Genomic DNA, 12568 nt, shown 5'->3' with positions numbered 1-12568 from the left:
GGCTTTCTGTTTAGTATCTAGCGTACTTTTTTCGGAACATAGTCGGGAAAGTCTGTCACAATCCCGTCCACGCCGGCCTTTAAAAGCGGAGGCACTTCATCGCGGGAGCGGACGGTCCATGGGGTAATTTTCATGCCGAACGCATGGATTCTCGGCACAAGTGTAGGATCAGCGGCCACATTTTTTAAGTTGGCGTTCACATATTTGGCATAGCCGGAAAATGCCTTGAGCTTTGCATCTGTTAAGTCCGCTGTTTTTGACGTTAAGACACCTGTCGGCATTGATGGGAGCAGCTGATGAATTTTGTATACAGAGTTGAAATCAAACGATTGTACAATGATTTTTCCGTTTTTAGGCTTATCCATTCTCCGCTCTTTCAATGCCGCTGATACTTTTTCTTCGATTCCCGGATAGCGTGCAGGTTCTTTCAATTCGATCAGCATTCCGATCTTTCCTTTATACCGGTCAAGCACTTCTTCAAATGTCGGAATGCGTTCCCCGGCGAACTGCGGCCCGAAGTAGCTGCCAGCATCAAGCTTGCGCAGCTCGGCAAGCGTCAAGTCCTTTACGGCGACCGGCAGCACTGAGCCGATGTCTGTCGTACGGTTTACAGTTGTATCATGAATGACGACAAGCTCCCCGTCCTTGGACATTTGAACATCCAGCTCGATATAATCCGCTTTCATCTGATGCGCCTTTTTAAAGGCAGCCATCGTGTTTTCCGGCGCATATCCCGAAGCACCTCTGTGCGCAATGACAGCCACTTTTTTAGGCTTCGCCGCCGGCTCTTGCGCTCCCGCGTCCGGTGCAAACAGTGCTGACCCGATAGAAACCCCGATCAATGAAGATAACATCAATTTCTTTAATAAAGCTGACACATCATCCACTCCCCTTTTGCTCTTCTCTTGCCAAAGTATAGGTTCGCACTGTTAAGATTATGTTTCAGCAGTCTTTAATTTTCATAAATTTCCTGATAAACAAAAAAAGACCCCCCTCAGCAAGAGATCTTTTTTTGGATATATCAGCGCTCACAGGCAATTTTGTCTTTATCGCGGTCCAGCTTTTTATTGGCGTCATAAAGCGCTTTTGAAACATACGGCTTGTACTTCGTTTTTCCGCCTTTGTTTTTGACCGACTTCGAACGTGCGACGCCGCCTTTATAGTCTTTGTTTAAAGCTTTGCAGTTTTTGTACGTTTTTACCTTCGTTTTTGCTTCTGCCACATCGCCGGCACCCCAGGAAAAACCGATGATAAGACCGGCAGACAAAAGACCCGCTGCTATTTTTTTCATCCCGTTTGACCCCTTTCGTCTAATTCCTATGTATCTTTTACCATGATAAAATATTTTTCTTATTCACTCAAGAAAAATATGACATTTTATTGAATAAAAAGTATGTATTGAACAAAGGACTTTCCACACAAAAAACCGGCCGCGTTATGCGCCGGCTTCATCAACATATTGATGTTCACAAGTCTTTTTCAAAACAGCGTGAATCTCATAGGCCAATTCCTTCGGATGGATGCACAGCATGTCTTCCAAAGGACTGTTCCAGTTCCCGTTCTTAATCAATTTCAGCGCATAATGGCCGGCCGGACTGCACTCGGGATACCACTCTATATCGAGGAGGAGGCATTCTTCCTCATGCCGCAGCTTCAAAAGATCCCGTTTGAAATCTGACCGCCAGGCCTTGCTGTCAGGCGCCAATTCATCGGGGTTTGTATCGGTTAATGAGTGATGCACAACCGTCCAGCCGGCCGGGATTCTAAGCCTCAGCAAATTGCGGGCGCCGCCAGAGGCGCGAATCCTATCTTCCAACCGTTCGACCAGCTGTTCATACGGCGTATCTGAATCTTCACTGACCAGCGTTTGATCAGCATTTAGCATCCTGATAACGTACTTCAGTTCTCCAGCATATTCAACTTGTACCATTTTACCGGAGGTTTCATTCTCCAAGGTGAAGAGCGTACGGCGGGGATCGCGAATCGGCTTTTGATACAAATGATTTTCTTTCACTGTCCAGCCGGCCGGCACCATTAAAGGATGCAATTTAAAAAAATACTGAGATTTGGTCAACGTTCTCACATCCTCTATCCTTGTTCTGTCCTCTTTCCTATCAATCTATGTGCCTGGCCGGCTTCTTAGAACAAACGGCGGACCAGCCTCACAAAAAAAAAACCGCCCGACGCTTCATAAAGCAGTCAGGCGGCTTTTCGTTTTTACTCGCCGGTTTTTTCTTTTCCGTAATGATACGTTGATGGATCAACAGGTTTGAAGTCTGAAATTTCGTGGAACCTTAACAGATCTTTATAGAGTACTTGGTCGGACAGATCCAGCTGTTCGGACACCTGTGATTTGAGGTTTTCCGTTTCCTGGTTGCCTTTGATCTCTTTTCCTGTCTTTGTATCGTATACGGTCGTATCAATCATCGTGTACTTCGGCGTTACATAGTTTCCATTTCTGAAAGCCACGGTTTCGTCGTGGTCTTTAGAAAAGAGGTCTGTACCAAAGTTGATGTATTTTTTGCTGTCAATACCTTGCAGGTGAAGAAGTGTCGGCATGACATCCATTTCGCCGCCATACGTATGATTGACTCCGCCTTTTTTGCCCGGAACGCGGATCATAAGCGGTACGCGCTGATTCATCGCGTTTTGATACGGTGTAATCTCTTTTCCTAATACTTCTTTCATCGCACGGTTGTGGTTCTCTGAGATTCCGTTGTGGTCGCCATAGATGACGATGACGGAATCATCATATAATCCCGATTTTTTCAGCTCTTTAAAGAAATCTTCAAGCGCTTCGTCAAGATAACGCGCCGTCTGGAAATACCCGTCTACCGTTTTGTCTCCCGTCGTTCCCTTTTCAAGGGTGGCATCCTTTTCATCCAAAATGAACGGATAGTGGTTTGTCAGCGAGATTAAATGCGCATAGAACGGCTGTTTCAGCGATTTCAGCTTCGGAATTGATTCTTCAAAGAACGGCTTGTCTTTCAAGCCAAGGTTGACGAGATTCTCCTCTGACATGTCATATGTGCTGGCATCGAAGAATTTGTCATAGCCAATTTGTTTATACACCTGGTCGCGGTTCCAGAATGACTTGTAATCCCCGTGGAGCACGGCGCTTGTGTAGCCTTCTTTTTGGTTCAGAATCGCCGGCAGGGACTGGTACGTATTTTGCCCTTTTGTTACAAACGCGCTGCCTTCAGGCAGTCCGTAAAGGCTGTTGTCCATCATCAATTCGGCATCCGCGGTTTTACCTTGACCGGTCTGATGGAAAAAGTTATCGAAATACATCATGTCATTCTGGCCGTGCGCCAGCTTGTTCAAGAACGGCGTGACTTCTTTTCCGTTCAGCTTATAATCGATCAAAAACGTCTGGAAGCTTTCCAAATGAATCTTGATGATGTTCTTGCCTTTTGCTGCGCCGAAATACTCGTCATTCGGTTTTGCATAATGCGAATTTGTATAGTTGATGACGCTCGTCAGGTCGTCGCTGCTCGCATATGCCTTTTGGCTCGCGTTTTGGGCAGCCTGAACACCATCATAGATCATGTAATTGTAAGGCCCCAAATACTTGACGATATAATTTCGGTCAAATGTTCTTGTCAAAAGCTCCGGACGGTCTGTCTCAGCAACTGCAAGGTTGATGAAAAACAGCGCCACTCCGCCGATAACGACAGTTGCAGCCCATCTTTTTTTCAGTTGTGCCGCCTTCAGTTCAGGCAGCTTCACACATAATGCAATCAGAATGATCAAATCGACGAAATAGATAACGTCATGAAATGCCATGATGTCAAAAACGCCATCCGACATGTTGCCGAGGTTTCCGGCTTGTTTTAAGTTTGCAAACGTCAAAAAGTCATCAAAGAAACGGTAAAACAGGATATTTGCATATAAAGCAAACGTCATCACAGCATCAATGATGATGATCCATATCGCCGACCGACGGCCTTTAGCAAACAAAGCCAAACCGAGTGCAGCAATCGTGAAGCTGAATGGGTTGATAAACAGCAACATGTGCTGCGTAGACCCTTTCACACCCAAATTAAACTCTAAAAAGTAGGAAGCATAGGTTTTAGCCCATACAAAAACAACAGCTAACACAAAAAAGCTTAGCTTATGAGAGAATATTTTTTTCATGATAACCTCTACCTTTTTAAACTTTTTTCAGACCGCTTTCTGTTTCAGTCAATGAAGCGTGAGGAAACGATAATATATCATTCTACTAAAAGTCTCGGCGGTTATTCAAGCACGTCCACGATGAAAATCCCCCAGCTTCCCTCACTCAAACAGTCCACGTCTGCGTAAAAAAATTCCGCATTTAAGACTACGGCCTCTAATTAAGACGAATGAATTTCCCCAAAGGTTTCAGTTATTTTCATTCATCTCGAAAATTGCTCTTTCCCGGACGATTAAATATCTTTATGAAATTCATTTAAATAAGCTTTTCTTTGCGCTTCTGTGAACCGGCCGATCCAGTCCGCACGCGCTTCCTCCGTCATATAGGGCAGAATGTATAGCTCGACCGCTTGATAAAATGCCGGTTCAGGAAGAATGTTGTACGTCGGAATCCGCACCATGCCGTTCCCGCGCGTCTCTATCAGTATATCCATAAAGAAAATGCCTTTCGGGCTGAAGCGGTGCTGCGCCATTTTAAGGCTTTTAATGTCCTTGAACAATACAGATTTCTTCCCTGAGAACAGCCGCCCGCCTTCTCCCTCGATCATGCTGAAGATGATGTTTCCTTTTTTCGTGAATGCCGGAAATATCATTAGAAAAGTAATCAAACCATAGATGATCCCGAAAAGTCCGACTCCCAGGTAAAGCAATGAATATTTCGATTCGAGTTTTATTGCTTCATAAAAGAGCCACAATCCGACCAATCCGAAACCTGCCGTCCCCGCAAAAGCCCATACTCTAAAGAACATTCGGCTTTTCACATCAATTGGCTGTTTTTCTTTCTGTTCCAAAAATAATAGACCTCCTTTACTTCAGCAAGCGGATTTCTATATTAATGATATTCATGCCACAATCTACCTTACCACAGAAACCGGTTTCTGCATAAAACTTGCAGTGTGAATGATCACGTATTCGTCCAATCAGCAGACGATCTGTCCCTAATCACACGACCCGATGAATACAAAAAGACTCCCGGCCATCTGCCGGCAGCCTTCCCCTATTTTGAAATATCAACAAATCCCTCGCCGAATACATCCCTGACATCGTGGATGATGACAAATGCTTTTTTATCTGTGCTTCTTATAATTTTCTTGAGCATGGACAGCTCTTGTTTATTAATGACAATGTATAGAATTTCTTTGGAATCGCCCGTATAGTGTCCGCGTCCCGTTAATATCGTGACGCCGCGGTCCATCAAGGTATTGACCTGCGCGGCGATCTCGTTTTTATGCTCAGAAATGATCGTGATCGCTTTTTTCGTGTTGAGCCCTTCGATAATGAAATCCATGACCTTTGTGGCGATGTACAGCATGACAATCGTAAACATCAGCTTTTCAGCACCAATGATAAAGTAGGAACTGAACACGACAACTAAATCGATCATCAGCAAGGCATAGCTGATGTTCCAGTCGAAATATTTATTGGCGATTCTCGCGAGAATCGCAGACCCGGCAGTGGTTCCGCCGACACGGATGATCATGCCGATGCCGACGCCGGCAAATACCCCGGCAAAGATCGTGCTGATGATCACTTCATCAGCCGGCACCGTCCAATCTTCAGTAACATGCAGAAAAAATGAATTGGCCGCCACCGCAATGATGGTATAAATCGTCGTTTTTTTATCCAAAAAGCGATAGCCGATAATCAGAAGAATGCCGTTCAGCACAAAGTTTGTGATGCCCGGAGACCATTCAAAAACGTAGTATAAAATCAGCGTGATCCCCGTGACGCCGCCTTCTCCCAAGTCATTCGGGATGGCGAACAGATTCACGGCTAACGCAAAGAAAAATGCGCCTATAACAATCAGGATCATATCCATTGCTTTCTTTTTCATAACTGCATCCCCTTCCTTATTCGTAGTCGATTTCCTGTAAAAAGTAAAAAAGCCCCGGAGAGAAGCTCTTTGATTAAGAGCAAAAACTCCTGGGCTTTTATCCCACCGTGTCATAACGATATCTTCGCTATGTGTTTTCTCTCGGACCAGACCAGCGCGGAACCCACTGCGGAACCCTAGAAAACCACCTTTTCTCTGTTATCAATTTGTCATCTTCAAGCATTATAAGTGAAATTTTGGGGTCTATCAACCCCTTTTACAGCCTGAAAGATTTGTTTTTTTGTAAAATAGCTTCCATCTGCCGACGATAAAACCGTCCTATAATAATAGATATACGTGTTTTGCCTGGGAGGCGCTCTTATGAACAAACAAAAACGGCAATGGCTCATCAAGCAAACCATTCTCGAACATCCGGTAGAAAATCAGGAACAGCTGGCATCCCTGCTGGAAAAACGGGGCATCGCCGTTTCGCAGTCTACCATTTCCCGCGATATTAAAGAAATGTATCTTGTGAAACAGCCCGGTGAAAACGGAAAGCTTGTCTACACGACAAATGCTTCCTTATCCATCAACCCTTCCAAAATATTAAAAGATAAAATCTCCGACGTTGTCCTGCATGTGCATCGGACGGACAACTTGATCATTATTAAAACAATGCCCGGCAACGCCCATGCCATCGGCGTCCTTCTTGATAAGCTGGGAAGCCCGGAAATGCTGGGCTGTATATGCGGGAACGATACATGCCTTGTGATTTCCCAATCGCCTGAGGCAGCCCAATCATTTTGTGATCACTTATGCTGATCCGGCCATCCGGATCAGCTTTTTTTCCCTCAAAAAAAATTTTTTCAAAAAATCCCCTTTAAAAATATACACGTTTTATACGTTCTATTCTCTGCTCCTGCAAGGACTCATTTTCGATTTATCATAATTATTCATTTTTGTTTTTGCTTCATCAAAAAACATGTGAAATATATCACGTTTTCGTTGTTATCGCTTTCACATCGCGCTTTTCCTTCCTGTTTTAAGCTGTACATGTAACAAAAAGAGCTTAGGAGGCGGGATGATCATGACAACACCGATACACGTTTACTCTGAAATCGGCCCTTTGAAAACCGTCATGCTGAAGCGGCCCGGTCGGGAACTGGAAAACCTCACACCCGAATATCTGGAAAGGCTTCTCTTTGACGATATTCCCTTTTTGCCAGCGGTGCAAAAAGAGCATGACCAATTTGCAGAAACGTTAAAGAAACAGGGAGTTGAAGTTCTTTATTTAGAAAAGCTGACGGCTGAAGCCCTGGATGACGCTTTCATCCGCGAGCGGTTTATCGATGAGCTGTTAACGGAAAGCAAAGCAGATATCAACGGCGCTTACGACAGACTGAAAGAGTTCTTGCTCACCTTTGACGCCGATTCGATGGTCGAACATGTGATGAGCGGCATTCGAAAAAATGAGCTGGAACGCGAAAAGAAATCGCATCTTCATGAGCTGATGGAAGACCATTATCCATTTTATCTCGATCCGATGCCAAACCTTTACTTCACAAGAGATCCGGCGGCCGCCATCGGCAGCGGACTGACCATCAACAAAATGAAAGAGCCTGCTCGCAGGAGAGAGTCGCTGTTTATGCGCTACATTATCAATCACCACCCGCGTTTTAAAGGACATGAGATTCCGGTTTGGCTTGACCGTGATTTCAAATTCAATATCGAAGGCGGAGATGAGCTTGTCTTAAATGAAGATACCGTAGCGATCGGGGTATCAGAACGGACAACGGCTCAGGCGATCGAGCGTCTTGTCCGGAACTTATTTCAGCGGCAGAGCCGGATTCGCCGCGTACTGGCCGTCGAAATACCGAAGAGCAGAGCCTTTATGCATTTAGATACCGTCTTCACGATGGTTGACCGAGATCAATTCACGATCCATCCCGCCATCCAGGGGCCTGAAGGAGACATGCGGATCTTCGTTCTTGAGAGAGGGGAAACGGCAGACGACATTCGTACGACTGAAGAACACAATCTGCCGGAAGTGCTAAAAAGAACGCTCGGCCTTTCAGATGTCAACTTGATCTTCTGCGGCGGCGGAGACGAAATCGCTTCAGCCAGGGAGCAGTGGAATGACGGTTCCAATACACTCGCGATCGCTCCTGGTGTCGTCGTCACCTATGACCGGAATTACATTTCTAACGAATGTTTGAGAGAACAGGGCATTAAAGTTATCGAAATCCCGAGCGGGGAGCTTTCAAGAGGACGCGGCGGCCCGCGCTGCATGAGCATGCCGCTCTATCGCGAAGATGTGAAATAGCCAAACCTAAAGAAAAAGGAGAGAGATCCATGAACCAAACGATTGATTTAAAAGGCAGAAGCTACTTAGCTGAAAAAGATTTTTCCGAAGAAGAAATCCTCTATTTGCTCGATCTCGCCCAAAAATTAAAAGAAAAAAAAGCGCAAGGCATCAAGCATCGCTATTTGGAAGGTAAAAACATCGCTTTGCTGTTTGAAAAGCCTTCTACAAGAACGCGCTGCGCTTTCACGACAGCCTGTATCGACCTCGGTGCGCATCCCGAATATTTGGGCAAAGACGACATTCAGCTCGGCAAAAAAGAATCGATCGAAGACACAGCCAAAGTTCTCGGCCGCATGTTCGACGGAATTGAATTCCGCGGATTTGAACATGAAAAAGTGATTTCCCTGGCAGAGCATTCCGGTGTGCCGGTATGGAACGGGCTGACCGATTTATGGCATCCGACGCAGATGCTTGCGGACTTTATGACAGTGAAAGAACATACGGGACGCGTAAAAGGGATCAAACTCACCTATATCGGCGACGGCCGTAACAACGTCGCAAACAGCCTGCTCATCGGCGGCGCCAAAGTCGGCATGGACGTGAGAATCTGCTCGCCTCAAGAGCTGTTCCCTGATCAAGACATCGTTAAAATGGCGGAAGCGTTCGCCGAAGAATCCGGCGGAAAAATCACCGTCACAAGCGATACAGATGAAGCTGTGTCCGGAGCCGACGTTCTGTATACGGACGTCTGGGTATCCATGGGAGAAGAAGACAAGTTCGCTGAAAGGATCAAACTGCTCAAGCCTTATCAAGTGAATATGGATCTCGTCAAGAAAACAGGTAACGATAACGTCATCTTCCTGCACTGTCTGCCTGCCTTCCACGACCTTCATACAACTTACGGACAAAACGTTTACGATCAGCACGGCCTTAAAGAAATGGAAGTGACGGACGAAGTGTTCCGCAGCAAACACTCTAAAGTGTTCGATGAAGCTGAAAACCGCATGCACACAATTAAAGCTGTCATGGCAGCGACACTCGGCGATCTTGACTGACAGGAAAAGGGGCTCATTCCCTTTTCCATTCTAAACCGAATGAGGTGACAAAAATGGCGGAAGAAAAGAAACTTGGGCTGTTTGCACTTATCGCGCTTGTCATCGGATCGATGATCGGCGGAGGCGCCTTCAACCTTGCAAGCGACATGGCTTCAGGAGCGGGGGCGGGAGCCATTTTAATCGGCTGGATCATCACCGGAGTCGGCATGATTGCCCTGGCCTTCTCTTTCCAAAACTTGACCACGAAAAGGCCTGATTTAGACGGCGGTATTTTCACTTATGCGCGGGAAGGATTCGGCCATTTTATGGGATTTAACAGCGGCTGGGGGTACTGGTTCGCAGCCCTTCTCGGCAATGTCGCATACGGAACGCTGCTGTTCAGCGCAGTCGGATATTTCATCCCTGCGTTTGGAGACGGACAAAACGTCGCATCGATTATCGGTGCAAGCGTAATCCTCTGGTGCGTGCACTTTTTGATCCTGCGCGGCGTACAGTCCGCTGCCATGATCAACTTAATTACGACCATTTCAAAACTGGTACCGATTTTTGCTTTCATTATCGCCATTATCTTTGTGTTTCATCTTGATTTATTTACGAACGATTTCTGGGGAAAAGGGCTGTCGCTCGGTTCCATCGGGACACAGGTCAAGAGCACGATGCTGGTGACCGTCTGGGTGTTTACCGGAATTGAAGGGGCCGTCTTATTCTCAAGCCGTGCCAAAAAATCAAGCGATGTCGGCAAAGCGACTGTCATCGGCTTGATCAGTGTACTTGTGATTTACGTCATGATTACGATGCTGTCGCTCGGCGTCATGAATCAGCAAAACTTGGCCGGGCTTCCGAATCCTTCAATGGCCGCGATCATGGAGCATATCGTCGGCAAATGGGGAGCTGTGCTCATCAACTTGGGATTAATCATTTCCGTATTGGGCGCCTGGCTGGCCTGGACATTATTCGCGGGCGAACTCCCGCTGATCGCGGCGCGCGAAGGGGTCTTCCCGAAATGGTTCGGCAAAGAAAATAAAAACGGCGCGCCGACAAATGCGCTGACTTTGACAAACGCCATTATCCAGCTGTTTTTGCTGACGTTTCTCATTTCGGATGCGGCCTATCAGTTTGCATTCTCCTTGGCTTCCTCGGCCATCTTGATCCCGTATCTGTTTTCCGGGCTTTATCAGCTTAAATACAGCTGGCTGCACAAAGAACCTAACCGGGGAAAGAACCTCATCATCGGGATCATCGCAAGCATTTACGGCGTCTGGCTCGTATATGCCGCAGGACTTGATTACCTGCTTTTGACCATGATTTTATACGCTCCCGGCATTCTCGTATTCCGGGCTGTCCGCAAAGGAAAAGAAGGCCCCGTCTTCAATAAGACCGAGCTTTTGATTGCCGCCGCGATTCTTGTATTGGCTGTCATCGCCGTGATCAGGCTGGCTGCGGGAAGCATTTCAATTTAACAAAACAGAGGTGATGATCAAATGAAAAAAAGAAAAATTGTCGTCGCACTTGGCGGTAATGCCATCCAAACCGGAGATGCCAGTGCAGAAGCGCAAAAGCGCGCGCTTGAAGAAACCGCCATGTATTTGGCGGATATGATCGACAGCGGCGCCGAATTAATCGTCACGCACGGAAACGGCCCGCAGGTCGGAAACCTGATGATTCAGCAAAAAGAGGCGGATTCCCCGAAAACACCGGCCATGCCGCTTGAAACTTGTGTTTCCATGACCCAGGGAATGATCGGCTATTGGCTGCAAAATGCTCTTGACCGGGCGCTGCATGCGAAAGGGAAAGGCGGACATGCGGCAACCGTCATCACCCGCGTCGCCGTCCGAGGCGATGATGAAGCATTCCGCAACCCGACAAAACCGATCGGTCCGTTTTACAGCGAAGAAGAAGCGAAAGAACTGATGAACAGCCGCAACGGCGGCCTCGTTTTTAAAGAAGACGCCGGAAGAGGCTGGCGCCGGGTCGTACCGTCTCCGGCTCCGGTATCGATCCTTGAACACGATGTTATCAATGATCTTGTCGAACACGGACATATCGTCATTGCGGCCGGCGGCGGAGGCGTTCCCGTCATTGAAAACGGCGATGCCGTCTCCGGTATTGACGCCGTCATCGACAAAGACTTTGCCGCCTGCAAACTGGCGGAACTTGTGCAGGCTGACGAACTGGTCATTCTAACAGGTGTCGACTATGTTGCCGTCGATTATTTAAAGCCGACAGAACGCGCGCTGAAACGCGTCACCACCGAAGAACTGAAAGGTTATATAAAAGAAAAGCAATTTGCAGAAGGAAGCATGCTGCCAAAAGTCAAAGCAGCCATCCAATTTGCCGAAGCCAAAAAAGGCAATAAAACGGTCATCACATCCCTGAAATTAGCCAAAGACGCTCTCCAAGGAAATGCCGGCACGATTGTCGAACAAGCCTAAAAGCAAAAGGAAGGGCTCGGGGAGGGTTCTTCCTTTTGCCAATCGTCAAAAACAAGTAAAATTTAAACTATATAGCCGCAACATAAGAAAATCGATAAGGGTGGTCCATATGAAGAACAAAGACATCGTACATCAACTGAAAAAGTTTCCTCTTCTCGCTTCCCTGAATAAAAGAGATCTGGAAGATATGAAACAGTTTATCTATTGGCGCACTTACCATAAAGGCCAGATATTATTTATGGAAGACGACCCCCGGGAACGAATGTACCTTCTTCTCGACGGCTTTATCAAACTCGAAAAATCAAACGAAGCTGGATCCATGTTTTATACCGACTATGTACGTCCTCATACCCTCTTTCCATTTGGAGGCTTGTTTCGGGATGAGCATTATCACTATGCCGCCGAAGCCTTAACAGATATTGAACTCTACTATATACCCATGAACATCTTCGAAGATCTCGTCCGGGACAACAAAAACCTGCTTTACGATATTCTCAATCATTTATCAGACATTCTTGCCCTCCACGAGGAAAGGCTGAAGCGCATTACACTCTCCCATGCACACGACAGGGTCACACAAGCCATTTACTATTTAACCGAAAGCCTCGGTCAAAAAGAAAGCAATTCAACCGTCATCAACTGTCCGATCACCGCTGCTGAAATTGCCAAAATCTCAGGGACATCCCGCGAAACCGTCAGCGCCGTCCTGAAAAAGCTCCGCTGCGAAGGCGTGATCAGTCAAATGAACAAGCAGATTATGATCAACCGGCCGGAGTATTTTATGTAG

General features: G+C 46.6%; 12 protein-coding genes and 1 riboswitch. Of the genes, 6 read left to right on the top strand and 6 right to left on the bottom strand.

Features of this window, described 5'->3' with window-relative positions:
- Positions 1-17: 17 nt before the first annotated feature.
- The 6 genes from LQ247_RS01150 to LQ247_RS01125 all read right to left on the bottom strand — a co-directional run bounded on the left by LQ247_RS01150 (position 18) and on the right by LQ247_RS01125 (position 6010).
- A complete protein-coding gene (locus LQ247_RS01150; protein ID WP_231005469.1) occupies positions 18-878 on the bottom strand; it encodes a glycerophosphodiester phosphodiesterase in 861 nt (286 codons plus the stop codon).
- Between the two features lie 143 nt (positions 879-1021).
- Positions 1022-1291 carry an excalibur calcium-binding domain-containing protein gene (locus tag LQ247_RS01145; RefSeq protein WP_020453458.1) on the bottom strand — a complete coding sequence of 90 codons (270 nt, stop codon included), beginning with the start codon at positions 1289-1291 and terminating at the stop codon, positions 1022-1024.
- Between the two features lie 144 nt (positions 1292-1435).
- The gene (locus LQ247_RS01140) at positions 1436-2083 is read right to left on the bottom strand and encodes a hypothetical protein (RefSeq protein WP_020453459.1); all 648 of its coding nucleotides are present in this window, start codon (positions 2081-2083) and stop codon (positions 1436-1438) included.
- Between the two features lie 134 nt (positions 2084-2217).
- On the bottom strand, positions 2218-4137 hold the full coding sequence (locus LQ247_RS01135; RefSeq protein ID WP_023856932.1) for an LTA synthase family protein: 1920 nt from the start codon (positions 4135-4137) through the stop codon (positions 2218-2220).
- A 272-nt stretch (positions 4138-4409) separates the two neighbouring features.
- Positions 4410-4967, bottom strand: a complete 558-nt coding sequence (locus LQ247_RS01130) for a YfjD family protein (protein ID WP_231005467.1) — start codon at positions 4965-4967, stop codon at positions 4410-4412.
- Positions 4968-5173: 206 nt separating this feature from the next.
- The gene (locus tag LQ247_RS01125) at positions 5174-6010 is read right to left on the bottom strand and encodes a YitT family protein (protein WP_020453462.1); all 837 of its coding nucleotides are present in this window, start codon (positions 6008-6010) and stop codon (positions 5174-5176) included.
- A gap of 84 nt (positions 6011-6094) precedes the next feature.
- A riboswitch (guanidine-I (ykkC/yxkD leader) is annotated at positions 6095-6201 on the bottom strand.
- 169 nt (positions 6202-6370) lie between these two features.
- Here LQ247_RS01125 and argR point away from each other — a divergent pair.
- From argR to LQ247_RS01095, 6 genes are all read left to right on the top strand, one after another.
- Positions 6371-6811 (top strand): arginine repressor, encoded by a 441-nt coding sequence (gene argR, locus LQ247_RS01120; RefSeq protein WP_020453463.1) that lies wholly within the window; start codon positions 6371-6373, stop codon positions 6809-6811.
- Between the two features lie 265 nt (positions 6812-7076).
- Entirely contained in the window at positions 7077-8312 is a 1236-nt protein-coding gene (gene arcA / locus LQ247_RS01115) for an arginine deiminase (RefSeq protein ID WP_023856930.1), read from the top strand.
- Between the two features lie 29 nt (positions 8313-8341).
- Positions 8342-9349 (top strand): ornithine carbamoyltransferase, encoded by a 1008-nt coding sequence (gene argF / locus LQ247_RS01110; RefSeq protein WP_020453465.1) that lies wholly within the window; start codon positions 8342-8344, stop codon positions 9347-9349.
- A gap of 53 nt (positions 9350-9402) precedes the next feature.
- Positions 9403-10809: an arginine-ornithine antiporter gene (gene arcD, locus LQ247_RS01105; RefSeq protein ID WP_106070933.1), complete on the top strand. Its 1407-nt coding sequence runs from the start codon at positions 9403-9405 to the stop codon at positions 10807-10809.
- Positions 10810-10830: 21 nt separating this feature from the next.
- On the top strand, positions 10831-11781 hold the full coding sequence (arcC, locus tag LQ247_RS01100; protein WP_020453467.1) for a carbamate kinase: 951 nt from the start codon (positions 10831-10833) through the stop codon (positions 11779-11781).
- Positions 11782-11890: 109 nt separating this feature from the next.
- Positions 11891-12568, top strand: coding sequence for a Crp/Fnr family transcriptional regulator (locus tag LQ247_RS01095; RefSeq protein ID WP_020453468.1), 678 nt, complete (start codon positions 11891-11893; stop codon positions 12566-12568).

The sequence above is a fragment of the Bacillus sp. BS3(2021) genome (assembly GCF_021043345.1).
Classification (GTDB): Bacteria; Bacillota; Bacilli; order Bacillales; family Bacillaceae; genus Bacillus; species Bacillus paralicheniformis.
The sequence above is the reverse complement of the archived record's forward strand: the minus strand, read 5'-3'. Positions and strand labels throughout refer to the sequence as shown.

What these genes read in the sequence shown, in the direction of transcription:
- LQ247_RS01145 (WP_020453458.1), bottom strand. Translation starts at nt 1,291, where the DNA reads ATGAAAAAAATAGCAGCGGGTCTTTTGTCTGCCGGTCTTATCATCGGT.
- LQ247_RS01095 (WP_020453468.1), top strand. Translation starts at nt 11,891, where the DNA reads ATGAAGAACAAAGACATCGTACATCAACTGAAAAAGTTTCCTCTTCTC.
- arcD (WP_106070933.1), top strand. Translation starts at nt 9,403, where the DNA reads ATGGCGGAAGAAAAGAAACTTGGGCTGTTTGCACTTATCGCGCTTGTC.
- LQ247_RS01125 (WP_020453462.1), bottom strand. Translation starts at nt 6,010, where the DNA reads ATGAAAAAGAAAGCAATGGATATGATCCTGATTGTTATAGGCGCATTT.
- LQ247_RS01135 (WP_023856932.1), bottom strand. Translation starts at nt 4,137, where the DNA reads ATGAAAAAAATATTCTCTCATAAGCTAAGCTTTTTTGTGTTAGCTGTT.
- argF (WP_020453465.1), top strand. Translation starts at nt 8,342, where the DNA reads ATGAACCAAACGATTGATTTAAAAGGCAGAAGCTACTTAGCTGAAAAA.
- arcC (WP_020453467.1), top strand. Translation starts at nt 10,831, where the DNA reads ATGAAAAAAAGAAAAATTGTCGTCGCACTTGGCGGTAATGCCATCCAA.
- arcA (WP_023856930.1), top strand. Translation starts at nt 7,077, where the DNA reads ATGACAACACCGATACACGTTTACTCTGAAATCGGCCCTTTGAAAACC.
- argR (WP_020453463.1), top strand. Translation starts at nt 6,371, where the DNA reads ATGAACAAACAAAAACGGCAATGGCTCATCAAGCAAACCATTCTCGAA.